Raw genomic sequence first — 26266 nt, forward strand, 5'->3', positions numbered from 1 at the left:
GCTGGGCTTTAATTACCGTATGAAATAAAGTACTAACAATATACAATATATCTTGATATTTTACTAGTTAACGCGCAAATATAAGAAATTAAGTTAATAAAAATTGGGGCGGTGCGAGTTGCGTATCTTTTTATATAAATAGGACATAGGCTAGAAAATATAGCACAATATGAGTTTAACGATAAAAAATTGGCATATTTTAATTAGATTTATGTGACAATTACTAGTTTTGTCATAATTTATGGACTAAAAAATTTAAATATGGGATTTTTAAAAGAGTTTAAAGAGTTTGCAATGCGCGGCAGCGTGGTCGATCTAGCTGTCGGTGTTGTTATCGGTGGAGCCTTTGGTAAAATTGTCACCTCATTGGTTGACGATATTATCATGCCGCCCATTGGTTATTTAACAGGGGGTGTTGATTTTTCATCCAAAAAATTGATTCTGAAGGCCGCTGATGAGGCTACTAAACAAGCTGAAGTATCCATTAATTATGGAAACTTTATTAATGTGGTTATTCAATTTTTAATTGTAGCATTCTGTATTTTTTGTGTTATCAAAGCTTTAAATTCATTGAAACGTAAAGAGGAAGCAGCTCCTGCGGCACCTGCAGCACCGACGAAAGAAGAAACACTTTTGACTGAGATCAGGGATATTCTGAAAAATAAATAGTGTAAGGTATATACTTCATTTATAAAAATCAGCACAGTCAAACTGTGCTGATTTTTATTTTATGGTAGTTGAAAAATTGTTTTTTGAAGCTGTAGCTGAATAAATTAGCTTGTCTGCTTCACATTAACTTTAAATGTTCGTAATATTGTTTGTTTTTGTCTAAAATAAACTTTACTTTTGCATTCCTCTTGGGGAGTTTTGTATTAATTGAAGTAAGAACAAATTAGCATAATAGCGTCATGAAAAGAACATTTCAGCCATCGCAAAGAAAAAGAAGAAACAAACACGGTTTTAGAGAGCGTATGAGCTCTGCAAACGGTAGAAGAGTATTAGCTTCACGTAGAGCTAAAGGTAGAAAACGTCTTACAGTGTCTGACGAATACCGTCACAAAGGTTAATCTTTGACAAGGATCGGTGGCCACTTATAAGAGCTTTTTCTAGTAAGATTAAGTCATCGTATGAAAAATACATTTACAAAAGAAGAACGGTTATGTGCGAAAAGGCGTATTGATGCGCTTTTTAAAAGCGGTTCTTCTTTTGTTTTGTATCCGTTTAGGGTTGTTTTTATCTTCGAGAAAAACAACTTGACTGACCATATTCCCTCCAGTCAGTCTATCATTTCCGTATCCAAACGTAGGTTCAAAAGAGCAGTTGATCGCAATTCGATTAAGCGAATGATGCGTGAGAGTTACCGTTTACAAAAATCGAATGATTTGATTCCGTTTTTGTTGAAACATAATGTAACTTTGTATTTAGCTATTCAATATGTAGGCAAGCAGATCTTAGCGTATGATGTGTTTAGCACCGCAATGAATAAAATGCTGAAAAAATTGCAGGATGAATGTGCTGAAGCTTATTTGGAAAAAGGGGATTAGACCCTTGTTTAGTTTTATTTTCTTGGCTATTATTCGTTTCTACCAAGTTTTTATCTCACCATTTTTAGGCGCCAATTGTAGATATACACCTACCTGTTCTCAGTACGGTAAGGAAGCTATTTTGAAATATGGTCCTTTTAAAGGTGGCTGGATGGCTTTGAAACGAATCGCACGTTGCAACCCTTGGGGTGGCCATGGGCATGATCCTGTACCTTGATTTCTATAACGACGATGAATAATTTAATTTTACAAATTGATACATCAACCGCTGTATGTTCGGTTGCCTTGAGTGAAAATGGTCAAACGTTGCAAGTCATCGATCTCGATGAACCAAATGCTCATGCGGCTAAATTGACTATTTTGATTGCGGAAATTCTTAAACAGACAGGCCGAAAGATGCAGGATTTGAACGCTGTTGCGGTGAGTATGGGGCCAGGCTCGTATACAGGCTTGCGGATAGGAGTGTCTACGGCCAAAGGTCTCTGTTATGCCTTAGATGTACCTTTAATCGCTATTAACACGTTAGAAGCGTTGTTTTTAGGCTATAAAGGGCAATTCGGTTTAACAGAAGATGAAGCTTACCTTCCTATGCTCGATGCCCGTCGGATGGAAGTCTATACAGCAGTTTATAATCATAACGCTATATTGGAGAGAGCGACATCTGCGGAAATCATCGATGTTGAGTATTTCAATGAATTATTGCTGAACTATCATCGTGTCCATTTATTTGGTTCGGGAGCCGATAAATTCCAGGATTTGTTCAGTGCAACGGATCGCGTGGATGTGCTGAGCGGATTTAATGTTTCCGCGGCTTTTCTATCGCTGTTGGCCTTTGATAAATTTCAGCGGAAAGAGTTTGAGGATGTTGCTTATTTCGAGCCATTCTATCTTAAAGATTTTGTGGTTACCCCTGCAAAGAAAAAGGTTGGCTTATTATAGCCAACCTTTTCTTTTGAACCACAAATAAATCGCAAGGGATATGGCAACCATGATTCCCATGGCCACTGGATATCCATAGTACCATTCTAATTCGGGCATATTTTTAAAATTCATTCCATAAATTCCTGCCACAAAAGTGATTGGCATAAAAAATACGGAGAAAATCGTCAGGATGCGCATAATCTCATTGGTGTGATTAGACGAGATGTTGAAATATACATTCAGTAGCTGTGCTACATTTTCCGATAAGTTTTCGTACAAGGTTGATGTCCGGACCTGGAGATCTTTTAAATCGCGGGTATAGACATCTTTTTTGGACGAGGAATGAAAATGCTCAACGACCTCTCTGTAGAGAAAGATGACCTTTCGTGCAACATCAATCTGCCTTTTGATAAAATAGAGGTTTTTCAGTATTGGCTGTTGTTTCATGCGTTTGAGGAAAATCAATTCTTCGTATGCATCGATGCGTGTTGAAAGTTGCTCTAAGGTTTGACTAAAGGTGAATACAGCCGCAGTCGTGATAAATACAGCCAGTTTACGGCTATTTTTTGTCTTGATGGACGTGAATTCAATATTCTTAAGTTTTTCTAAAAACTCGATACGACGTTTGTGTACAGTAATCACAAAATCACTTCCGTAGAAGATGGTCAGGCGATCGGTGATTTCCCCGATGCTGTCTGAATTTTCCTTGAAATTGTCCGACATGACACGGAGAATAACAAAGGTATAATTCTCAAATTCTTCAATTTTCGGTAGATGTTCTGGTTCTTTGGAATCCTTGATCGAAGCTTCATTCAAATTGAAGCGCTCTTTGATAAAGGTGAAGTCTTCTGAGGTTGGCTCAGCTATATCTATCCATTCGTAGTTTGCGATTTCCTTTTCAACAATCGTTCTGACCATAAATCCAATTTTAGTAAGGACAAGATAAGAAAGAAAATAAAAAAAGCCATCAACTCAGTTGATGGCTTTCCTAAATTATTATAACCTTCTATTTGTTTGAAGATTTATATTCTTCGTTTAACTGTTTGATTACCTCATTCGTGATTTCCAGAGATGGGTCAGCATACAATACAGTTGGGTTGCTTTTTGAATAGGTCAGCACCAGTTTGTAGCCATTTTCTGCAGCATGTTTTTTCAGGAATTCGGTAATTTTATTATAAACATTGTTGAATTCTTCAGACTCGTCTTTTGCAATAGAGGAAGAAGCTGTTTGATCTAAACGTGCAAGCTCATCTTGTTTACGTGCTAGTTTTTGTTCAGTAGCTTGTCTATCAGGGGCAGACATTGTAGCTGCATTTTTTTGATATTCGGCAACTTCCCGTTGGAATGCAGTGCTTTTAGATTGCAGATCCGTTTGTGCTTTCTTTACTTTGTTTTCAAGCTTTGATTTAATGTCCTTAAAATATTGATATTTTTCAGAAAGTGAATCCGAGTTTAAATAGACGATTTTATCTTTGTTACTTCCCTGGCTCTCCTTGCTTACCGTATCGGAATCATTTTTTGCAGGTTCGTTTGTTGTTTTTGCACCTTGGTTACATGATGCAATAGTTCCAACCAATAAAAGGCCAAAGGAAACTTTCGATACAATTGAAAATATAGTGTTCATTTTTTTGTTATTTGCAAATTATTACTGAAAACAAACCTAACATAAAAAAATCGAAATTCTAGTTTTTAGTAATAAAAAAGTAAAATTATCCTATGTATTATAATTCGGAATATAGGTTCAATACTTGTTCACGGACTTGATAAATCGGCCAAAATTTCGTATTTTTGAATATTACATTTAAGAGGTTTTCAATGAGCGAAGAAAATAAAAATGCATCCACCTATTCGGCCGATAATATTCAGGTATTAGAGGGTTTAGAGGCGGTTCGTAAGCGTCCATCCATGTATATTGGTGACACCGGTGTAAAAGGATTGCACCATTTGGTATACGAGGTTGTTGACAATTCAATCGATGAAGCTGTAGCAGGATATTGTACAGATATCTTTGTTACTATCCATAAAGATAATTCGATTTCTGTCCGGGATAACGGTCGTGGTATTCCTACAGGAATCAACAAAAAAGAGAATAAATCAGCCTTAGAGCTTGTAATGACTGTATTGCACGCCGGAGGTAAATTTGATAAAGATACATACAAGGTTTCTGGTGGTCTGCATGGTGTCGGTGTTTCCTGTGTGAATGCACTATCTACCCTTTTGAAGGCTGAGGTTCATCGCGATGGAAAGATTTTCCAGCAAGAATACCAAATTGGTAAACCTTTGTATGATGTGAAAGAAGTTGGTGTTTCTGATAAGACGGGTACTATTGTAACGTTCCATCCAGATGCGACAATTTTCACGCAGACTACCGTTTATAATTACGATACATTGGCAAATCGTCTTCGTGAACTTGCATTTTTAAATAAAGGTGTGAGTTTGACGTTGAATGATGAGCGGGAGACTAATGAAGACGGTTCTGAAAAGAAAGAAACATTCTATTCAGAGGGTGGTCTGAAAGAGTTTGTGAAATTTTTAGATGGTAACCGTCAGTCGTTGATTCCTGAACCAATTTATGTTGAAGGCGTGAAACAAGGTATCCCTGTTGAACTGGCTTTACAATATAACGATACGTATTCGGAGAATGTCCATTCTTATGTGAATAACATCAATACGATTGAAGGTGGTTCTCACGTTGCGGGTTTCCGTCGTGGTTTGACACGTACTTTGAAAGCATATGCGGACAAGTCAGGTTTGCTTAAAAACTTAAAAGTGGAAATTACCGGTGATGACTTCCGTGAGGGATTGACAGCTGTAATTTCGGTGAAGGTTGCAGAACCTCAATTTGAGGGACAAACGAAGACGAAATTAGGTAACTCCGAGGTGATGGGGGCTGTAGATGTTGCTGTTGGTGAGATCTTAGGTGTTTATCTGGAAGAGAATCCACGTGAGGCAAAATCTATTGTTCAAAAGGTTGTCATTGCAGCTCAAGCACGTGCTGCTGCACGTAAGGCCCGTGATTTGGTCCAACGTAAAACCGTTATGGGGGGCTCCGGACTTCCTGGTAAATTAGCCGACTGTCAAGACAACGATCCTACCAAATGTGAGATTTATTTTGTCGAGGGGGATTCTGCGGGTGGTACTGCCAAGTCTGGTCGTGATAGAAAGCATCAGGCGATCATGCCTTTACGTGGTAAGATCCTGAACGTTGAAAAAGCGATGGAACATAAGATCTACGAAAATGAGGAGATCAAAAATATGTTTACAGCTTTGGGCGTGAGTGTAGGTACTGCCGAAGATGCTAAGGCATTGAATATTGAAAAATTACGTTATCACCGCATCATCATCATGACCGATGCCGATGTGGATGGGTCCCACATTACAACATTGATCTTGACGTTCTATTTCAGATACATGAAGGAATTGATCGAAAGAGGATATGTATATATCGCTACACCGCCGCTATACTTGGTGAAAAAAGGGAAAGAGCATGAGTACGCTTGGAATGAAGACCAACGTATCAATGCAATTCAACGTTTGAAAGGAAGTGGTAAAGAGGATAGCGTACACGTACAACGTTATAAAGGTCTTGGAGAGATGAATGCAGAACAGTTATGGGATACAACCATGAATCCTGAAACGCGTACTTTAAGACAAGTAACTATTGAAAACGCGGCAGAATGTGACCGTATCTTCTCGATGTTGATGGGTGATGAAGTTGCTCCGCGTCGTGAATTTATCGAAAAAAATGCACGTTATGCTAAAATTGATATTTAATTGATCTGATCATAAAAGAATAAAAAAAAGCCTGATGAAATTTTTCATCAGGCTTTTTTTATTCTTTTATATTTCCTAATTTCATACCAGTGAACCGTTTTTCTGCCGGGATAAAAGGTTCATCGCCTAGCATTTAGCCAATATTAATTAAAACCTATTATGAAATATTGTAGCAAAATTTTGCTCTTTATAGGTTGTTTTATTGGACTAACCTGTACGGCGCAAACAAATGAAAAAATCGATCTCCAAGATTTATTTGAAAGCTTATCGGAAGAGCTTCCTGAGGATGCTGATTTGAGTGAATTCACTGAAAAGTGGTCTCATTATCTCAAACACCCGATCGATCTCAACAAAACTGATGGTAGAGAACTCACTGAATTACAATTTTTGAACCCTTTATTAATCGAGCACCTATTGGCCCATAGGACCATTTCAGGGAATTTTATCAACGTACTCGAACTACAGTCCATTGAAGGATTTAATGAGCGGATAGTCAGTTTGTTGTTACCCTTCGTAAGGGTAGGTCCGGGATCTCCCCTTGAAACCCTGAAATCGAGAAATTTTAAACAGGAATTTATAATACGGTACGCCCGGATACTCGAAAAAGCAAAGGGATACCGTATAGTCGATACGACGAAATCCCATTATCTTGGCGATGCCAATCGCTATGCTGTTAGGTATAGAGCCCAGTTAAACGATGGGTTTCATCTCGCAGTTAATATGGAGAAAGATGCGGGGGAACCATTTTTTAGAGACAGGCAAAAAATGGGATTTGATTTCTATAGCTTAAGTATATCAATAAAGTCTTTAGGCCGTTTCAAAAATATCGTGATCGGCGATTACGCGTTGCAATTTGGCCAGGGACTCAGTATGTGGAATGGTCTGAATTTTGGAAAAGGGGGATTGGTACAGCATACTGCAAGACAAGGGATCGGTGTAAAGTCATATACGTCATTAAATGAGGCTAATTTTATGCGTGGCATTGCAGGAACATTACAGATTAGGCACATTGAAATTACACCTTATTTCTCCTACCAATCCATAGATGGAAAAGTTAACCGTACAACTTCTCCGCCTACGATTTCAACGATCGCAAGCTCAGGCTTGCATCGGACTGCAACCGAACAGCAATACCGTCATGCCGCCTCTCAACTGGCCTATGGATTGAATCTGTTGTGGCGCTATAAGCGGTTCAAAATGGGTGTTCATTTCAATCAGACACAATTAAATGTCTTTAAAACAAAAGGCAATGGTATACGGCAAAAGGCGGACTTTGAAGGTGATTTTTTGCGAAATATAAGTCTATATGGAAACTATACGATTCGGAATGCTTATTTATTTGGTGAGTATGCAAGCAGCATGGATGGCGGTTCAGCACTGTTAGCAGGATCTATGATAAGTTTGCATCCACGTTTATCATCGGTTGTATTGCTGCGGGACTATAAAAAGAATTTTCATACTTTTTATGGACAGGGATTTGGTGAATCGGATAACACCTCCAACGAGCAGGGGGCTTATTTGGGACTAACGTATCAATTGGGTAGAAAATTGCTCTGGTCCAATTATGCGGATATATTTCGTTTCCCGGGAGCAAAGTATCAGGCTGATACGCTATCTACAGGCGCTGATTTTTTTAGCCAGCTGAGTTACATGTGGTACAAAAAAGGCCAACTTTCATTGCGCTATCGTAACCGATTTAAACAAGTTAATTACCAGGGAGAGGGACAAACCGAGCACGGGCTTGTAAATACCAGCAAACAGCAGTTCAGGGTAGAATTTCATTACCGCCTAAGTTCAATATGGACGATTCGCTCCCGTGTAGAAGCTAATTTATTCCAAAAAGAGTATCAGGAAAATAGTTTCGGTTATATGCTTTATCAAGATTTGCTCTGGAAGTCTAGCGCGGGAAAATTTCAGTCGAATATACGCGTTGCGTATTTCGATGCGGCAAGTTATGATAATCGGATCTATGCTTATGAGCAGGATGTATTATATGCATCTGGTTTTGGAATGTACAATACAAGGGGATGGAGAATGTATTTCAATCTGCAGTATCGGTTAAGCCGCCATCTTCAGGTATGGACCAAATATGCGGTCTATTATTATCCGGGGCGAGAGAGTATTGGGACTGGACTGGACCAAATTGAGGGTAATAGAAAGTCAGAGGTTAAGATACAGTTGCGGTGGCAGTTATGAAAGAGCTTAGTTTTATACAAAGATTAGAGCGGCTGCCTACTCTTAAGATAGCGATCCTATATATTGTGACGCTTCTTTTCGCCCCTAAATTACCTATGTCGTTCCACATTTTCCAATGCGTTCAGCAGCTATTGGTTGTGCTGGTTTTGATAACGTTTTGTTGTTATTTATTAAAGGGAAGAATCCGCCAGTATGGCTATAGCTACGGGTATTATGTGTCTGTTGTATTATTTGGGATTTTCCAATTTTGGCGCGAAGCCCCTTTGGTTACAATCAGTCATTTCTCCCATATAGTGACCGATAGTTATGTAGTCAAAATTATTGAAGAGCCCAAGGTGAAGCGGGATATCATTCGTTTTTCGGCGGAAGTAGTAGGGGCTTACCAAAAAGGTGAATTTGTTGAAACTACAGGTCGACTGATGTTATCTTTAAAATCCAGCCAGAAGAACCCACTGCAGTTTGGTGATCTATTGTGGTTAAAAGGTCAAGTAAAGGAAATAGCTCCGCCATTCAATCCAATGGAATTTGACTATAGACAGTATTTGAAAAGACAGCATATCTATCATGAAATTTTCGCAGTCTTTGGTCGGTATAAGCTGATCAGTAGGAAAGAAACAACGGCTTTTTCATTAACTGGGCTCGCTTTACAAACGAGGAGATATTTTTTGGTTAAGCTTCGTCCCCATATCAAAAAGGATGAGCACTTTGCTATTGCTTCAGCTTTATTATATGGTTCCCGGAGCGATATCAGTGCCGAAAGCATCCAGGCCTTCACCAATACGGGAACGATACACGTATTAAGTGTTTCGGGAATGCATGTTGCTGTTTTATTCAGTTTTCTATCCCTTATTTTCAAGCGAATTGCCTGGCCTTTCTATCTCAGATGGCTGCCACTAATTTTGTTATGGAGTATGATCTGGATATATGCTTTTATTGCAGGGCTTGATCCGCCGATTACGCGGGCAGCTATTATGATTAGTTTTGTGCTGTGTGCACAGCATTTTAAACGAAGCTTTTCAACACTGAATTCGCTTATTATTGCCGCATTATTGATTTTACTGGCCGTTCCCCGGGCTGTTGTTGATGTGGGTTTTCAGCTGTCTTTTTTAGCCGTTTTGGGTATGACGATATGTTCGCCGCTTGTCGAAGGATTCCTTCCGGTTAAAAGACCGATATTACGGCTTTTGAGAGATGCATTGGCTGTTTCTATTGCTGCGCAGCTATTGACAACGCCACTGAGCCTTTATTATTTTGGACAATTTCCAACTTATTTTCTGGTAGCCAATGTATTAGTCGATTTCCCTTCAACATTAGCGATGTATCTCGGTTTTATTATGACAATCAATCCAATGCAGGGGCTCAACGATTTATTGGGCTTTCTTTTGGAGCATCTCATCGCTTTCATCTTATACTGCTTGAAATTTATTGACCATTTGGCTTTTTCAACAATAAAAGTTGAACCTATGGGGCTGGAGCTTCTATTTTTGACCTATTTTGCACTATTTTCTTTTTTATATGCTTTTCAATGGAAAGATAAAAAATACGTTTGGCTAGGGGGATGCTGTGCAATTGGAATACTATTGATCACTGCGCAAAAATACCTGGAAAATAAAGATGTAGAACGGTTTCGGGTCTATAATACGAAACATGAGCTGACGATCGGCTATTTCAAAGGTGGGCGCAGTATCGTTTACAGCACATTTGATTCTTTGCAATCCCGAGGCTTGCAATATGCATGTGGAAGAGAAATCCAATTACTGACGAGGGAAAAAGTTCAGTTTGTAGCTTTGAATGGTCGGGAGCGGAAAAACTATCTTGTTACGCTCCCTTTAGGTAGAATTGCTATTTTATCGCATGCAGGGGGAACAATGACACCTGCCGACCTTGTCATTGTCAGAAAAAATTTACTAAATGGTTTACCTCGTTTATTGAAGCAAATTAGACCAAAACTTGTTATACTGGATGGATCCAATTCAATGGAGAAATCTAAGCATACAAAACGTATGTTGGATAGTTTGGGAATACAGAATTATCTCATGAAAGATAATTTTGCGTATGTTTGGGATAAGGAGAACTTATGACGCAAGATAGTATATCAATCTTAAGGCAATACTGGGGTTTCGATTCATTTAGACCCCTGCAGGAAGAAATTATTCAATCGGTCATTTCAGGTAAAGATACACTGGCTTTATTGCCGACTGGCGGCGGAAAGTCGATTTGTTTTCAGGTACCTGCCTTGATGCGAGAAGGGATTTGTATTGTCGTTACACCGCTTATAGCATTGATGAAAGATCAGGTTGAGCATTTGAAAAAAAATGGAATTCAAGCGGTCGCGATTTATGCTGGAATGCGGAAGAGGGAGGTGGATATTACGTTGGACAATTGCGTCTATGGGCAAATAAAATTTCTCTATCTTTCTCCTGAAAGATTATACAATGATATCGTAAGGGAGCGCATACGATTTATGAATGTAAATCTTTTTGCGATAGACGAAGCACATTGTATTTCTCAATGGGGGTATGATTTCAGACCTCCCTATTTAGAACTCGCTAAGTTACGGGAACTGCATCCCAAGGTTCCTTTTCTGGCCCTTACAGCGACAGCAACTGAGCGTGTCATTAGCGATATACAGCAGAAGCTGAATTTTCCAAAAGAAAATGTATTTGTCAAAAGCTTTCTCCGCGACAATTTGGCTTATATGGCCATTGAGGAAGAGGATAAGATGGGACGTATGGTCCGCATCATACACAAGTTGGGTGGATCCGGTATTGTTTATGTCAGAAACCGGCGGGAAACACAGGAGATAGCCCGTATTTTAGTCAATAATGGCATTTCGGCAGATTATTACCATGCCGGGCTCACGGGGCAGGAACGGGATCAGAAACAGCAAGGGTGGATGACAAATGTTGTTCGCGTTATTGTAGCGACAAATGCGTTTGGGATGGGAATTGATAAACCCGATGTACGGTTTGTCATTCATCTCGATTTGCCCGATTCGCTGGAGGCCTATTATCAAGAAGCCGGTAGGGCAGGAAGAGATGGCAAGAAGGCCTATCCCGTTATTCTTTATCAAAAGGCAGATGAGCGGAAACTTGTCGATAATTTGCAAGCTAGCTTTCCTGATATTCCATTTATTCAACAGACCTATCATTACCTTTGTAATCATTTTCAGATTCCCTATGGTTCTGGAGAAGGAGTGACTGTAGATTTTGATGTTGTTGCATTTGCAAAAAAATATCAGCTACCGTTGGTTCCTGTTATGAATGCGCTGAAGTTTCTGGAGCGGGACACTTGGTTGGTTTTGTCAGAAGCTGTTACAATACCTTCACGCTTTAAGTTTGAAATTGATAGCGCCGAATTGTATAAAGTTCAGGTGCAGTATGTCAAATATGATAAGCTTATTAAGGCTATTTTGCGCAGCTATGGTGGTGTATTTGAAAACTATATCCTCATCAATGAATATGAATTTGCACGTAAGTTAGGTCTGCCTTATGATCGTGTTGTCGAGCTGTTGAAGTCGTTGGAGACACTGGAAATAGCGAGCTATCTGCCTTCTACAGATGCGCCACAATTGACCTTTTTGCAGAACCGAGTCGATTACAAACACCTGCATATCGATCATATTTTTATTCGCGATCGCCATCAGGTGAAGGAAGAGGAAGTCAATGGCATGATCGGTTATATTGAACAGAGCAATTGCCGCAGTCAATCGCTGTTGTTATATTTTGGAGAGAAAAATGCGGGATTCTGTGAAGTATGCGATTTATGTCTGATCCGCAATCATCAGGAAAAGCAGCGGGCAAATATAAAAGCAGAAATCAAAAGCAGTTTACTTGCTGAAGCCAAAAACATTCATGATTTGGTGGCGAGTTTGACGATAGGCACAGAAAAGAAAAGAATAGAGATCATCCGTAATCTCCTAGATGCCGAAAAAATCCGCTTGGAGGATAATCTCTATTCTTGGAATACCTTGTTTTAAACTATTTCTCGATGGGTAGATTGAGCTCTTCACGGCCCCACTCTGACCAAGAACCATCGTATACACGGATTTGCTCATGACCAGCGAGATGACAAGCAAATGCTAAGACTGAGGCCGTGATACCCGATCCACAGGAGAATACATATTCATTTCCGGTCGCATTAAAATGATCAAATTGCTGTTTCAATTCATCAATGGGTTTATAAACGATTCCGTCAAATAATTCTTCGAAAGGGAGATTTTTGGAATGGGGGATATGCCCACCATGAAGGCCTTTCCGGGGTTCAGCTACTAAACCACTAAATCGACCTTTACTTCTGGCGTCAAAAATATTCACTTGAGTATCCCGATAATGTGTTAAGATATACTCTTTATCGGCATAAAGGTTTGCTTGAAATTGGGCTTTAAAATTACCGGGACTTGCAGCGGTTGTATACTGGTCTACGACGGGCAGTTTGTTATTTTTCCAAGCAGGAACACCGCCATTTAAAATAAAGACCTGTTCAAATCCCATGACCTTAAACATCCACCAGGCCCTTGGGCTTGAATAAACGCCCCATCTGTCATATAATACGACCGTACTATCCTGATTTATTCCCAGGCTTTGCATTTCCCTTTCGAATACCGCTGCAGAAACGAGGGTATGCGGTAATTTGGAAGTAGCATCCGAAAGTTTCCCTTCGATGTCAAAAAATTGAGAATGGGGAAGAACTTCGAACTTGGTATCCTTGATGGATTGACCAACTTTGTCGATGGTGCAATCGAGGAGGACAATGTCTGTATGCTGTCCCAGTGATTCCTGAAGTTCGGTGGGGTTAATTAAGGCTGATTTGAATGACATAACAATAACGTTTATTGATACAAAATTACAAAAGCATCCCTATAAAAACAAAGCGGCTGTCCTTTTGGAACAGCCGCTTTTTATGGATTGAAATTGCTAATTACTTAGCGTTTTTATCATTTTCCATTTGCTCTTTCAATTGAGCTAATACGTCTAAGTCGCCTAAAGTAGATTTTTCAACAGAATCTTTTACTTTTTTCACAGCTGAAGACTCAGCTTTAGCGTCTTTTTTACGGTTGTTAGACTCTTCTTTGCGAGCTTCTTCTTTCTCTTCTTCCCAGATACGAGAGTGAGAAATTACCAAACGTTTGTTCTCTTTGTTGAACTCGATGATTTTGAATGAAGTAACTTCATCAACTTTCAATGAAGAACCGTCTTCTTTAACAGAGTGTTTAGAAGGACAGAAACCTTCAACACCGTATTGTAAAGCTACGATATCACCTTTGTCACCAACTTTGATCACAGTACCTTCGTGGATAGAACCTTCAGTAAAGATCGTTTCGAAAGTATCCCAAGGGTTTTCTTCCAATTGTTTGTGACCTAAAGATAATTTGCGGTTTTCTTCATCTAATTCTAAAACAACTACGTCTAATGTTTCACCAACTTTAGTGAATTCGTTAGGGTGGTTGATTTTTTTAGACCAAGATAAATCAGAGATGTGGATCAAACCGTCGATACCTTCTTCTAACTCAACAAATACACCGAAGTTAGTCATGTTTTTAACAACAGCTGTTTGTTTAGAACCTACAGGGTAACGCTCAGTGATGTTTTTCCAAGGATCTGGAGTCAATTGTTTGATACCTAAGCTCATTTTACGCTCATCGCGATCTAACGTTAAGATTTGCGCTTCGATCTCATCACCAACTTTCAAGAACTCTTGCGGAGAACGTAAGTTTTGTGACCAAGACATTTCAGAAACGTGGATCAAACCTTCAACACCAGGGATGATTTCTAAGAAAGCACCGTAATCAGCAACTGTTACGATTTTACCTTTAACTTTAGAACCAACTTCCAATGCAGTATCTAAAGATTCCCAAGGATGCTCAGATAATTGTTTCAAGCCTAAAGCGATACGTTTTTTCTCATCATCAAAGTCTAATACAACAACGTTGATTGTTTGATCTAGCGATAAAACTTCTTTTGGATGCTCGATACGACCCCAAGAGATATCTGTGATATGCAATAAACCGTCAACACCACCTAAGTCGATGAACACACCGAAGTCAGTGATATTTTTAACTGTTCCTTCTAATACTTGACCTTTTTCTAATTTAGCAACGATTTCAGATTTTTGGTTCTCTAAGTCGTTTTCAATTAATACTTTGTGTGATACGACAACGTTTTTGAATTCGTGGTTGATTTTCACAACTTTGAATTCCATTGTTTTACCTACGTATACATCGTAGTCACGGATAGGTTTGATATCGATTTGAGATCCAGGTAAGAATGCTTCAACACCTTTGATATCAACGATAAGACCACCTTTAGTACGGCTCTTAACGAAACCAGTAATGATTGCATCATTTTCCAATGCCTCATTGATAGCTTCCCAAGATTTTTGAGTTTTAGCACGTTTGCGAGAAAGTACTAATTGACCGTTAGCATCTTCTTGAGATTCAACGAATACGTCAACTTTGTCACCAACTTTTAATTCTGGTAAGTCACGGAATTCTGATAAAGAAACTAAACCGTCAGATTTGAAACCAACATTTAAGACTACGTCTTTGTTGTTGATAGAAACTACAGTACCTTCAATAATTTCACCTTGGTTAACTTGGTTGAAAGTATCTGCGTATTGTGCTTCAAGTTTAGCGCGTTCAGCATCGCTATAATTTCCGAAACCTTTATCATTTGCATCCCAGTCAAATTCACCTTCTGGTGTGATCCAAGTGTTTGATTTGATTTCGTCGATTAAGTTTGAATCAGCTTCTGATTCAATTTTTTCAGTGTCTTTCACTACTTTAGTGTCAGCACCTTGTAGCTCTGCGTTTTTCGCTGCTAATTCTTTTTCTGCTTCTTGTTTTTTTGCCATTAATTAATTTTCTCCTTTTTCCTACTTTGTAGGAGTTGCAAAGGTACAAAAAAACTTTAAATGCAAAATTTTATTTTTCTTATTTTATTGAAAGACTTTCAGTTATAGGGGACTTTTTACATGCCAGCCCCGCAAGGGATGATATTTGAATTGTACTCTTGCTAATTCTCGACTTTATTTGCGGAAATCCTTTTCCGATAAAATAGATTTTAAGTGGCTTAAGGCAACTTAGTCTTCTCTCTTAAAAGAGTTGAAAATGCGTGGCTTGGCAATAACAATGGTTTGTTTGGACAGCGCTATTGCCGCATTAAGCTCATAGCCCAATAATAAAATAAGCGTATTCAGGTAAATCCAGAGCATGATGACGATCAATGTCCCAATGGATCCATACAGTTTGTTATATGCACCAAAATGATTGATGTAGAAGGTAAATATTGAAAATGTCAATATCGCTAAAATGGTAGCCATAGAAGCCCCTGGACTGAAGAGTTTCCATTTATTGGAGTTGGAGGGACCAAATTTGTAAATACAACTTACGGTGAAAAAGTAAATAGCAAATATGATCAACCATCGGGCTACTTTAAGTAGAATAGCCCAGAAGCTGGATTTAATCCCTGTAGTTTCCTTGAGGTAGTCTATCGTAATGCCAGCTATGGTAAATATCGTCATCCCCGCTGTTAAAGCAAAAATAATCAGAAAAGCCAAGGCTAAGGCAAGCAGTCGTTTTCTGATCCAAGGTCTTCTCTCCGTCATCAGGGAAGCTTTATTGAAGGCATTCATTAGGGAGGCCATGCCATTGGTCGCAAAATAGGCCGCAAACACAAAACCAAAAGACAGCAATCCACCATTTTGGTTTTTGATAATATCCTCCAATGTCGTTTCAACAACGAGAAATGCATTTTTAGGAATTACTACCGCAAGGAAATCCAACAACTGTTCCTGAAAATTATTAATCGGAATATAAGGGATTAATGTAAATAGAAAAATGATTCCCGGAAAAATGGCCAATAGAAAGCTATAGGAAAGGGAAGAAGCCTTGCTGACGATGGAATCTCTGGAAAGCTCCTGAAAGAAAAATACCGCCACAGTATAAAGTGGTAGTGAGCCAAAGCCAGGTAGTACGACACGTTTACTCCATTCGATTAATCTAAAATAAGGTTTAAAATTTAATAGCCATTGGTGGATTTTCCCCATATCAATTAAAATATTTACTCATCTTATCCAGAAAAACCTGTGGCGGCATACAAGGTCTATTTTTCTCCATATTGACAAAGACCAAGGTTGTTTCTCCCTGGTTGAGTAGTTCCCCATTTTCATTGAAAAGCTCATATTCGAAAATGATGCGAACGGCAGGTTTCTGGCGGATTGTTACCCGTATCGTGATCAAGTCATCGTATTTGCCTGGTTTCAGATATTTGGTCTTCATCTCCGTAACGGGGAGCATAACACCCATTTCTTCCAGCTCCTTATACGATATCCCCGTGCTCCGCAGCATTTCAGTTCTCGCTATTTCATAAAACGCAGCATAGTTTCCATAATAGACATAGCCCATTTGGTCTGTTTCTGCATAGCGGACGCGAATCTGGTGGTCAAATACAAACATTATTTTTTAATATTTCTAGCGTCTAGAGCCTGTTGGAATTTACGTGCATTGATCAAATGCTCAGCCTCTGTTTTTGCAAAATTATGGTAACCAGAAAAATCATCTTTGGCACACATGTAAATATAATCATGTTGCTTAAAGTTTAAGACCGCATCAATTGCAGCGATGCTTGGAATTGATATAGGGCCTGGAGGCAATCCTCTATAGATGTAAGTATTGTAAGGATTGTCTGTTCTGAGGTGCTTATTCAATACCCTTCTAATGGTAAAGTCATTATTAGCAAAGATCACCGTAGGATCTGCTTGCAATAACATACCTTTTTTGAGACGGTTTAAATATAAGCCGGCTATCATGGGCATTTCATCCTGGTGTAAAGCTTCACCTTTCACAATAGAAGCCAATGTGCTAACCTGTTGTGGTGTCAGATTAAGTGCTTTTGCTTTTGCCGTGCGATCCGCATTCCAAAACTTTTTCCATTCATCATCAAAACGAGCAATTACTTTTTCCGGATTGGTGTTCCAGTAAATTTCGTAGGTATTAGGGATGAACATTGAAATGAGATTTTCTTTTGTAAATCCATATTTCTGTGCGGTAGCCTCATCATTCAGTACAGCAATAAATTGGGCAGAATCTGCCTCAAAACTTTTTCCAAGAAGTGCAGCCATATGCTCTTTCAGTCGCACATTGGAAAATCTGAATTTTACAGGTTCTTGGTAACCGCCAATCAAATTGCCGACTAAGCGTCTATTGTTCATCCCTGGGGTTAACAGATAACGTCCGGGTTTTACACTTTCTTCATATTTTTTATATTGTGCTGCACGCTCAAAGGAAGCGATATCATCCACTAGATTTGAATCCTTGATTGATTTCAGTACATCCTCATATTTTTCACCCTCGTGTATGTACAGGTACTTTTTCTCTCCCGATACATTCGAAGCATAAAATGCTTTATAAAATGTCCAGGCAAAATAACCTCCAACAACGATAACGATTAGCGCAATAATTTTTAACCAACTTGGTATTCCTTTTTTATTTTCCATTCTAAAATTTTTTATTCATCTGTTGTTCGCTATTCATGGCGTTTATATAACCCTTAGCGATCAGTGGTTGATGAATCTGCCAAGAACTCTAATCTATTACGATGGAGATCATTCGACGCAGCTTCATTTTTGAGTAAATAAACTTAAAAGCCTAAACTATTCCCTTTATTTTCCTTTTCCTTTTTTTGCCCTGCTGCAGGATTTGTCGTTGTCGGTTTAGCTGCAGGGGTATTTGTTGTGTTACTTTTTGCTGGAGCAACAGGCTTTGACTGAACCGGAGGTTTTGCCGCTGGCGGAGTAACCTGTGTTTGGTTTGCCTGTGGTTTAGGTGTTGTTGTACCTCCAGTCGGAGCACCTGTTGTTGCTGTTGGTGCCGTGAGTGAAAGTGTTACGTCAATTTTAGCCCCTAAACTGGTCAGGCCCTTTTCTATTCCTGGTGACTGCACACTGATTACTGCAGTGGCTGTATCCGTTACGCTTGGATCGTAGGTTACAGTACCTAGACCTAAGCCAGCTCCAGACAAGGCGAACTTTGCTTCGTTTAATGGAAGCCCAACTAAATTAGGTATCTCCACCTCATTTGCTCCCAATCCATTTCCCAAAACCAGATCTATACGTGAACCTTTAGGAATCATGCGTCCGTTGCGGATAGATTGTCCTGCAAATTGAGCATCCAATACGATATCCCTGGCGATGTCTGCGACATAAGAAGTGTCACCGATTCGAAGGTTATGGTTTTTCAAGATGGCTGTTGCTTCAATCAATGTTTTATCTTTTATATTCGGAAAAGCAACTTCAGGTGCAACCTGTGTGATGATGGTCAAATAAATAGTCCGACCCGATTTTACATGAAATCCTTGTTCGGGATCCTGCTCTATGACCATGCCAGGTTTGGCATCCATCTGATAGACAGAGTCAATTTGATATTCCAGCCCGGCGTCCTCCAAAGCTTGGATGGCAGCACTGATATGAAGGCCTTTCACTTTAGGAACGGCGATAGATTCATCATGTTTGGTATATATTTTCAGTCCAATATAAACGAAAAGGAATAGACATACTATCGCAATAAGAGCGGCAATAAGATTTTTCCTAAAAGTGGGGGTCTGAAGATATTGTACGACTTTGGACATTTCTCTGTTTGATAAAAATTAATTCTGCATAGAACCGCAATATTAAAGCCAAGTTTGCAGAATGATTAAATAAAATTATTCCTCACAAAATTATTCGTTTTTCCGTGTATAGCAAATTATATTTGCTATTCGAATCGCTAAAATTTATGAAAGCAAAAATAGCATTAATAACTGGAGGTTATACAGGAGAAGCTGAAGTTTCTTTTAAAAGTTCTGCCTTCGTCAATTCTCAACTTGATCACGACAAATACGATATATATTTGATTACAGTGACCAAAGAAGCATGGTACTATGAAGATTTAGACGGAAAGCGTCATCCGATTTCAAAAGCTGATTTTACCCTTCCATTGCATGGGGATATCTTGACTTTTGACTTAGCTTTTATTATGGTGCATGGTGTGCCTGGAGAAGATGGAAGACTTCAGAGCTATTTTGATTTATTAGATATTCCATATACCTCATGTGATGCCTTGACGTCCGCATTAACTATGAATAAAGGGTATACAAAAGCGATCTTATCGGATATTCCCGAGTTGCATTTGGCAAAATCGGTCCTACTGTTTGAATCGCAACGCCCGGAGGCACTCAAAATCGTCGAAAGTAATCTTTCACTCCCTTATTTTGTGAAACCTAATGCCGGTGGAAGTAGTATCGGAATGACCAAAGTAAAGGAATCTGCACAACTGCAGGAAGCGATTGACAAAGCTTTTGATGCGGAAAATACAGGAAAACAGGTTATTGTTGAAGAATTTGTGACAGGACGCGAATTTTCTGAGGGAATTTTTCGGAATTCAAAAGGCGAGCTTGTTGTTTTGCCCGCTACAGAAGTTCGGACTACACGCGAATTTTTTGATTATGAAGCCAAGTATGTACCTGGATTAACCGAGGAGATTACGCCGGCAGACCTGACGATCGGACAGCAGGAGCGTGCTGCGCGTATTTTAAGAGAAATCTATGTTAGATTGAACTGTAAAGGTATGGTTCGCGTGGACTTCTTTTTGGAAAACGATACCGATAAATTTTATTTTATCGAAATTAATACCATTCCCGGGCAGACTCCACAAAGCTTTATTCCGCAGCAGGTACGGGCTTTTGGAATGAAGGAGGGGGATTTTTACGGCGAGTTGATTGAAACAGCCTTACAATCGAAATAGTTCTATTTCAAAAATACCTTGAAGCAAGCAGCCTTCTGCCCAAAGTAGATAAAAATATGCCGCAATAGCGACACACAAAAACGGCTTTCATACATTGAAAGCCGTTTTTGTGTGTTTTATTTTCTGTAATCAAATTTGGATAGATCGGGTTTAAACTTCTTAACCCTTTTCAATTCCTCCTGATAAATTACCTGCCCAATATTCTTTAAAAAAGGGTAGGTTACTGTGTCGTATTCATAGCGGCCATCGTTGTAGATGCCATTTTCATTGGACTGCACAACAACGGCGAGCATAAATTCTACCCCATGTTCAAAGTCGACGATATAAGCATTATCAATATTATAGCCATAAGAATCTCCATACTTGTTGAAGATCCGGATGTTGGGATTTAAGGTCGCATTTTTTTCACGGCCATAAAAAAGGAGCTTGCTATACGTTGGCCAAAATTCTGTTGGATCATATTTCGGGAAATCCGATTCAAAGGGATAGCGCGACATATAGTCATAGAGTAGGTCATAATCCTCCTTTTTTAGATTAAATCGTTCTTTAGGCTGAAATGCTTCCGGAAAGAGTAATTTCTTCAATATGAACTGTTGATCTTCGAGTGCGTAGACATTAAGCCCCTCAAAACTCCAGGGCTCATGAATAAGTTCATCTTTATCGTTCATATAACCTTTCCCCTGAAGCGTATTGGCCAGCTTCATCGTGTAGTCTTTTGGGTCGAATTGGGCCGCTTGTTGGTAGATGATATCTTTTCCATTGTAAAAGGTAATGGGATTGCTGTGTTTGGCCCATATTCCTTTGTCGCCAATGGCAAGACGGTTGACGATACGGCTGTATTTGGTGCCGTATTTTTTTAGTTTTGCATTCAGTTCAGCACGGCCAATAAATTCAAACAGTCTATTTTGTGCATCATTGTCGCTGGTCAACAGTATTTTTTTTACGTATTGTGCAACAGAGGGAAGACCATTGGCTGCCGACTCGTCCACAAGAACCTTAGTCTGCTTTTCAAATGCAGAATCAATGCGGAGGGGAGTATCTTTGGTTAAACCGGCTAGATGGAGGTCGTTGATTTTTTCTAAGGCCAGAATTGCTGTCGGCAACTTTACTGTACTTGCGGGATAAAAATACCAGTTCGGATTCAGTCGATAGCTATAAGATCTGAAATGTGGCCTATTGGATTTGTCACGATCAATTTGTGTATACAGAATCTGCACCTCATTTTTCGTCGGATGACTTAATATGTTTTGAAATAGATCAGGATGACTTTGGAGTAATTTTTCCAGGTAAACAGTATCTATCTGCTGAGCGTATGCGTCTGACATGAATAGGGTGAAAATTAAGATGAAGTATTTGTGCATGTGCTTTAGATCAAAGTGTTGCGCTTGTTTAGTCCTGTAGATTAAGCTCTTCTATAGCTTTTAACAATTTGTTTTTTGACAGGAGTTTTTTTGCTTTTTCATTTCCCTCTACATAAGGCTCCAAGGTTTCTTTTTTCAGTGGTAAAATTTCCTTCGCCTTTTCCATCTTGAAATGCGATATGGCAGGCTGATTGATATCAGCGGTCATGCTATAGCGGCGGATTCGCTTTTCATAACTGACAGTGTCGACCAAAAATAACCAACAGCTGTCCTGTGGAATGCCTTTTATTTTCTTGTTCCAATAATCTATCCGATAGATTTCTTTCGTCTGATCGGGCGTTACTGTATATTTCTTGCCTTTTTCCCGCCAGGATATTTCACTGGGTGCTGTTGCGGTTCTCAATTTTATTTTTGTTTTTGCAACAACAGTGCTGTCATTTTTCAAAACAATATAAAATTTATACCTACTGCTTATCGGTTCGCTATTGAAAGAATAGAGTGGAGGGGTATACAACCCTGCTAAAGTAACGTTCCCGCCAGGAGTTCGTATTGTGGTAGGCGGGCGAAATTGTGCGAGAGCTTGGGTCGAGGTACCCAGTAGAAAAAAACTGAAATTTAATGTCAATAGGATCATGGAGCTTTTTGCCCCATGATATTGCGCTTTGATATTCGTAAACATGGAGTTATTTTCTCGAATAAACTTCAAAGGTATAAGCAAATGCATGTTTCTCATCTGCCTGATGCGAATCTGAGGAAATTAATTCCCATTCTTCGGAAGGCAATTCAGGGAAGAAAGCATCTCCTTTTAGGGTTGTGTGTACTCGTGTCAAAAGCACTTTGTTTGCCAAGGGTAGCGCTTGCTGATAAATGTTTGCGCCACCAATGATAAACACTTCGCGTTCATCCCGGCAATATAAAAGTGCCTCTTGAATACTATTGGCTACATCAATATCTTCTCCCTGGAAATTCGCATTACGCGTGATGACAATATTCCTTCTGTCCGGTAAAGCTTTGCCTATGGCCTCAAAAGTCTTTCTGCCCATTAGGACAGAATGCGCAATGGTATTTTTCTTAAAATATTTAAAGTCGTTGGGTAAATGCCAAGGCATCTGGTTGTCGATTCCGATGGCATTGTTTTCCGACGCTGCTACGATTAATGTGATCGTTGGGTTGCTCATTTTTGATATAATGTGATTATTCGTCCGCTAAAATAATGTTGTTACAAAATTAGGTGCCTTCATTGTTAAACGGCAACCGGAGCTTTGATATGTGGATGTGATTCGTAGTTTAACAATTCAAAATCTTCAAACTTGAACTCAAAGATATCTTTTACTTCGGGGTTTATTTTCATCTGTGGTAGCGCTTTTGGCTCGCGGCTCAATTGGAGCTCCGTTTGCTCGAAGTGATTACTGTAGATGTGTGCATCGCCCAGAGTATGGATAAACGCTGCGGCTTCCATGTCGCAAACCTGTGCGACCATCATCGTCAACAAAGCATAAGAGGCAATGTTGAAAGGTACGCCAAGGAATATATCCGCACTACGTTGATACAGTTGACAGGACAATTGTGGTTTCATGATGCCTTTTTCGGGCTGTGCTGGCGCTACATAAAATTGGAAAAAAGCATGGCAAGGAGGGAGTGCCATATGCTCTATTTCGGCAACATTCCATGCCGATACTATAATGCGGCGTGAATCCGGTGAATTTTTTAGCTGGTTGATCACCTGTGTGATCTGGTCGATATGGCGGCCATCAGGTGTTGGCCAGGAGCGCCATTGTGATCCGTATACAGGGCCTAAATTCCCTTGTTCGTCAGCCCACTCGTCCCAAATGCTTACGCCATTTTCTTTAAGATACTGAATATTGGTTTCACCTTTAAGGAACCAGATCAGCTCATGAATAATGGATCGCAAGTGTAATTTCTTCGTCGTTACCAAAGGGAAACCTTCCTGAAGGTTGAAACGCATCTGATATCCAAAGACACTTTTGGTACCCGTGCCAGTACGATCTGTCTTTATAACACCATTCGTATATACATGTCTGAGTAAATCTAAATATTGTTTCATCTGTAAAAAAAGTAATTATAAAATACTAAATATCAATGCTATAATCGAACTGGATAGGGACGAATAGCGCTGTTTTATGTGTCTGATTCTCAATCGGGGAATATTTGAATACATCATGTCCGGACTAATTTCGTTTGCCTGTAATAAGCCGCCGGTGCATTCAGCCTTTCAAGATAGTCAAAACTAAGGAAAATCCTTATAACGAGAAAGTCAAAACTTAAAATGATAAGAGCGGTTACTGAAAAAAAATGTAATTTTGCAAAATATTATGGAGAATAAAAAAGTAGCTTTTTATACACTTGGATGTAAACTGAATTATTCGGAGACATCATCCATTGGTCGTTTATTTAAAGATGCGGGCTATGATACTACAGCGTTCAATAGCCGTGCAGACGTTTATGTAATCAATACATGTTCGGTAACGGATAATGCTGACAAGAAGTGTAGAAAAGTAGTGAAGGAAGCATTAAAGCACTCTCCCAACGCCTATATTACGATTGTTGGCTGTTATGCGCAGCTAAAACCAAAAGAGATTGCAGAGATTCCGGGAGTGGATATGGTCTTAGGTGCAGCTGAAAAGTTTAATATTATTGAGCATATCAATGATTTGACGAAACAGGAAAAAACGATCGTTTATAATGGTCCAATCGATGAGACCAATCAATTTGTCTCGGCTTATTCGATTGGCGATCGTACGCGTACCTTCCTAAAAGTACAGGACGGGTGCGATTATTCATGTACATTTTGTACGATTCCTTTGGCACGTGGCGGAAGCCGCTCGGGTAAGATCGAAGATATTGTGCGTCAAGCGGAAGAAATTGCAGCTTCAGGCGTAAAAGAAATTGTGTTAACGGGAGTTAATATTGGTGATTTTGGTATTCGGGATGGTAAGCGTGAAGACCGATTCTTGGATTTGGTAAAGGCTTTGGATGAAGTCGAAGGTATCGACAGGATTCGGATTTCTTCGATAGAACCTAATCTTCTTTCCAATGATATTATTGAGTTTGTGGCGCAATCAAAACGTTTTGTTCCACATTTTCATATGCCACTGCAGTCTGGAAGCAATAAAATTCTGAGTTTAATGCGCAGAAGGTACAAAAGAGAACTTTACACAGAGCGCGTCGCATTTATCAAGTCATTGATGCCTAATTGTTGTATTGGTGTTGACGTTATTGTCGGATTTCCGGGAGAAACACGTGAAGACTTTATCGACACGTACAATTTCTTGAACGATTTGGATATTTCTTATCTGCATGTCTTTACCTATTCAGAAAGAGAAAATACGATTGCAGCTCAAATGGACGGTGCTGTACCGGGAGCTCAACGTAGTGACCGTAGCAAAATGTTGCATATCCTTTCGGAGAAGAAGCGCCGTGCTTTTTATGAGTCACAGCTTGGCGAGACTGGTGATGTCTTGTTTGAGGCCGATGAGAAAGATGGATATATGCATGGCTTTTCTAAAAACTATGTCAAAGTACGGACCTTATACGATCCATTATTGGTGAATGAGGTTGTGCCGGTTAAATTTATGGACGTAACGGATTCCTGTGAGGTTGAGGTAGAAGAAATTCCGGAGACATTGACACATTAATCTTTTTAAGGGTTATACCATATTAAGATTTATAACATATAAAAAAGGCAATCTTCTCTAGTAAGATTGCCTTTTTTCTTTATAAGGAATTCCAAAATTTCCCTATTGATTGCCCTCCTAATGTGCACTGCTCTTTGCTGCGTTCAACCAGATGACGGTACCCAAGATCAAAAGTACCCCGAGCCATTGTATCGTGGATACACTTTCATGAAGTATAAAAAATGACATACAGGTGGCTACAGGTAGCTCAGCCGAACTCAATATTCCGCCTAGGGAGAAGCCCGTTTTAGGTAAGCCGTAGGCAAACAATAAAGGCGGGATGACTGTGCCAAATAGAGAAAGGATCAAGCCGAAATAGAGGAAGTTTCCATCAAATTGACCATTCCATAAATAAGCAGGCGGAAATAAGGTAAAGACCATGATACAGGCCCCCGTTACCATAATAGCGCTTTTTTGAATGGGGTGATAGTCATTGCCGACACGGCCATTCACGATCATGAAGACCGAATAGGCGGTCGCCGCTAAAAGACCAAATAAGACACCTGTTAAGTTGAGCTGTTGTAAGCCTTTTTCAATAAGTCCAGTCGCTAATAATGTTGCAATGAGTACAATGCCGATGCCAATCAGGTTGTTTTTTGAAGGTTTTGCCTTGAAAAAGATAAATTCAATCAGCACACCGATCCAGATATACTGCATCAACAGTACAATGGCCAACGAAGCCGGAACAAGCTGTACACATTTGTAATAGAGGATACTCACCAAACCGGTAGAGGTACCACTGATTAATATCTTGATCCATGAAGATTTCTTGCTTGAAGAGTGAAATGACTTTGCAGAAAAGAGTTTGATGATAATATAGATAAGCCACAGTATAAGCATGCCAAATAAAACCTGAATTCCCGTTACCTCTCCTAAAGTCAACCCTTTACCATAAGCTTTTTTAACAAACGTTGATAGTATCCCAAAACTACTCGCACCTAAAAAGACAGCTAATGCACCTTTTAATTTTTCCATTCTCAAATAAATTAGGCGTCA

General features: G+C 39.4%; 24 protein-coding genes. 11 read left to right on the plus strand and 13 right to left on the minus strand.

The window, feature by feature from the left end; all coding sequences use genetic code 11:
• Positions 1 to 261: 261 nt before the first annotated feature.
• The 5 genes from mscL to tsaB all read left to right on the plus strand — a co-directional run bounded on the left by mscL (position 262) and on the right by tsaB (position 2483).
• A complete protein-coding gene (mscL, locus tag K2F45_RS05580) occupies positions 262 to 669 on the plus strand; it encodes a large-conductance mechanosensitive channel protein MscL (RefSeq protein ID WP_046673978.1) in 408 nt (135 codons plus the stop codon).
• Between the two features lie 239 nt (positions 670 to 908).
• A complete protein-coding gene (rpmH, locus tag K2F45_RS05585; RefSeq protein WP_075991291.1) occupies positions 909 to 1067 on the plus strand; it encodes a 50S ribosomal protein L34 in 159 nt (52 codons plus the stop codon).
• A gap of 60 nt (positions 1068 to 1127) precedes the next feature.
• Positions 1128 to 1544 (plus strand): ribonuclease P protein component, encoded by a 417-nt coding sequence (locus tag K2F45_RS05590; RefSeq protein ID WP_088160425.1) that lies wholly within the window; start codon positions 1128 to 1130, stop codon positions 1542 to 1544.
• Positions 1507 to 1761: a membrane protein insertion efficiency factor YidD gene (yidD, locus tag K2F45_RS05595; RefSeq protein ID WP_075991293.1), complete on the plus strand. Its 255-nt coding sequence runs from the start codon at positions 1507 to 1509 to the stop codon at positions 1759 to 1761. The genes K2F45_RS05590 and yidD overlap by 38 nt, the downstream gene beginning before the upstream one ends.
• A gap of 14 nt (positions 1762 to 1775) precedes the next feature.
• Positions 1776 to 2483 (plus strand): tRNA (adenosine(37)-N6)-threonylcarbamoyltransferase complex dimerization subunit type 1 TsaB, encoded by a 708-nt coding sequence (gene tsaB / locus K2F45_RS05600; RefSeq protein ID WP_088160426.1) that lies wholly within the window; start codon positions 1776 to 1778, stop codon positions 2481 to 2483.
• Here the strand turns inward: tsaB and K2F45_RS05605 are convergent.
• Together K2F45_RS05605 and K2F45_RS05610 are read right to left on the minus strand one after the other, a co-directional pair.
• Positions 2478 to 3383, minus strand: a complete 906-nt coding sequence (locus K2F45_RS05605) for a magnesium transporter CorA family protein (protein ID WP_088160427.1) — start codon at positions 3381 to 3383, stop codon at positions 2478 to 2480. The genes tsaB and K2F45_RS05605 overlap by 6 nt on opposite strands.
• Before the next feature lie 88 nt (positions 3384 to 3471).
• On the minus strand, positions 3472 to 4089 hold the full coding sequence (locus K2F45_RS05610; protein ID WP_248933075.1) for an OmpH/Skp family outer membrane protein: 618 nt from the start codon (positions 4087 to 4089) through the stop codon (positions 3472 to 3474).
• Positions 4090 to 4280: 191 nt separating this feature from the next.
• Here K2F45_RS05610 and gyrB point away from each other — a divergent pair, with 191 nt between their 5' ends.
• The 4 genes from gyrB (at position 4281) to K2F45_RS05630 (ending at position 12414) form a co-directional block, all read left to right on the plus strand.
• The gene (gene gyrB, locus K2F45_RS05615; protein WP_088160429.1) at positions 4281 to 6239 is read left to right on the plus strand and encodes a DNA topoisomerase (ATP-hydrolyzing) subunit B; all 1959 of its coding nucleotides are present in this window, start codon (positions 4281 to 4283) and stop codon (positions 6237 to 6239) included.
• Positions 6240 to 6398: 159 nt separating this feature from the next.
• Positions 6399 to 8435, plus strand: a complete 2037-nt coding sequence (locus K2F45_RS05620) for a ComEA family DNA-binding protein (RefSeq protein ID WP_145328216.1) — start codon at positions 6399 to 6401, stop codon at positions 8433 to 8435.
• A gap of 95 nt (positions 8436 to 8530) precedes the next feature.
• Positions 8531 to 10516 carry a ComEC/Rec2 family competence protein gene (locus K2F45_RS05625; protein ID WP_248933077.1) on the plus strand — a complete coding sequence of 662 codons (1986 nt, stop codon included), beginning with the start codon at positions 8531 to 8533 and terminating at the stop codon, positions 10514 to 10516.
• A complete protein-coding gene (locus tag K2F45_RS05630; RefSeq protein WP_088160432.1) occupies positions 10513 to 12414 on the plus strand; it encodes a RecQ family ATP-dependent DNA helicase in 1902 nt (633 codons plus the stop codon). Before K2F45_RS05625 ends, K2F45_RS05630 begins: the two co-directional genes overlap by 4 nt.
• 1 nt (position 12415) lies before the next feature.
• On the opposite strand, the gene K2F45_RS05635 is transcribed toward K2F45_RS05630, so the two are convergent.
• From K2F45_RS05635 to K2F45_RS05660, 6 genes are all read right to left on the minus strand, one after another.
• A complete protein-coding gene (locus K2F45_RS05635; RefSeq protein WP_120335361.1) occupies positions 12416 to 13255 on the minus strand; it encodes a sulfurtransferase in 840 nt (279 codons plus the stop codon).
• A 100-nt stretch (positions 13256 to 13355) separates the two neighbouring features.
• The gene (gene rpsA, locus K2F45_RS05640; RefSeq protein ID WP_075991301.1) at positions 13356 to 15287 is read right to left on the minus strand and encodes a 30S ribosomal protein S1; all 1932 of its coding nucleotides are present in this window, start codon (positions 15285 to 15287) and stop codon (positions 13356 to 13358) included.
• A gap of 228 nt (positions 15288 to 15515) precedes the next feature.
• A complete protein-coding gene (locus K2F45_RS05645) occupies positions 15516 to 16481 on the minus strand; it encodes a YihY/virulence factor BrkB family protein (protein ID WP_075991302.1) in 966 nt (321 codons plus the stop codon).
• Between the two features lies 1 nt (position 16482).
• A complete protein-coding gene (locus K2F45_RS05650; protein ID WP_075991303.1) occupies positions 16483 to 16890 on the minus strand; it encodes an acyl-CoA thioesterase in 408 nt (135 codons plus the stop codon).
• A complete protein-coding gene (gene mltG / locus K2F45_RS05655; RefSeq protein WP_248933078.1) occupies positions 16890 to 17930 on the minus strand; it encodes an endolytic transglycosylase MltG in 1041 nt (346 codons plus the stop codon). The genes K2F45_RS05650 and mltG overlap by 1 nt, the downstream gene beginning before the upstream one ends.
• 143 nt (positions 17931 to 18073) lie before the next feature.
• Complete coding sequence (locus tag K2F45_RS05660; RefSeq protein WP_088160437.1) at positions 18074 to 19060, minus strand: PASTA domain-containing protein; 987 nt, start codon at positions 19058 to 19060, stop codon at positions 18074 to 18076.
• Positions 19061 to 19206: 146 nt separating this feature from the next.
• Between K2F45_RS05660 and K2F45_RS05665 the strand changes: the two genes are divergently transcribed.
• Positions 19207 to 20214 (plus strand): D-alanine--D-alanine ligase family protein, encoded by a 1008-nt coding sequence (locus K2F45_RS05665; protein WP_088160438.1) that lies wholly within the window; start codon positions 19207 to 19209, stop codon positions 20212 to 20214.
• Between the two features lie 116 nt (positions 20215 to 20330).
• On the opposite strand, the gene K2F45_RS05670 is transcribed toward K2F45_RS05665, so the two are convergent.
• The 4 genes from K2F45_RS05670 to K2F45_RS05685 all read right to left on the minus strand — a co-directional run bounded on the left by K2F45_RS05670 (position 20331) and on the right by K2F45_RS05685 (position 23640).
• Complete coding sequence (locus tag K2F45_RS05670; protein ID WP_248933079.1) at positions 20331 to 21539, minus strand: serine hydrolase; 1209 nt, start codon at positions 21537 to 21539, stop codon at positions 20331 to 20333.
• Positions 21540 to 21603: 64 nt separating this feature from the next.
• Entirely contained in the window at positions 21604 to 22254 is a 651-nt protein-coding gene (locus K2F45_RS05675; RefSeq protein ID WP_248933080.1) for a hypothetical protein, read from the minus strand.
• A 4-nt stretch (positions 22255 to 22258) separates the two neighbouring features.
• A complete protein-coding gene (locus K2F45_RS05680; RefSeq protein ID WP_205399454.1) occupies positions 22259 to 22753 on the minus strand; it encodes a dihydrofolate reductase in 495 nt (164 codons plus the stop codon).
• Between the two features lie 65 nt (positions 22754 to 22818).
• Positions 22819 to 23640, minus strand: a complete 822-nt coding sequence (locus K2F45_RS05685; protein ID WP_248933081.1) for a thymidylate synthase — start codon at positions 23638 to 23640, stop codon at positions 22819 to 22821.
• A 268-nt stretch (positions 23641 to 23908) separates the two neighbouring features.
• Here K2F45_RS05685 and mtaB point away from each other — a divergent pair, with 268 nt between their 5' ends.
• On the plus strand, positions 23909 to 25231 hold the full coding sequence (mtaB, locus tag K2F45_RS05690; RefSeq protein WP_075991309.1) for a tRNA (N(6)-L-threonylcarbamoyladenosine(37)-C(2))-methylthiotransferase MtaB: 1323 nt from the start codon (positions 23909 to 23911) through the stop codon (positions 25229 to 25231).
• A gap of 117 nt (positions 25232 to 25348) precedes the next feature.
• Here mtaB and K2F45_RS05695 read toward each other — a convergent pair whose 3' ends face one another.
• A complete protein-coding gene (locus K2F45_RS05695) occupies positions 25349 to 26245 on the minus strand; it encodes an EamA family transporter (RefSeq protein WP_088160442.1) in 897 nt (298 codons plus the stop codon).
• Between the last annotated feature and the right edge of the window lie 21 nt (positions 26246 to 26266).

The organism is Sphingobacterium siyangense (assembly GCF_023277505.1).
Lineage (GTDB): Bacteria > Bacteroidota > Bacteroidia > Sphingobacteriales > Sphingobacteriaceae > Sphingobacterium > Sphingobacterium siyangense.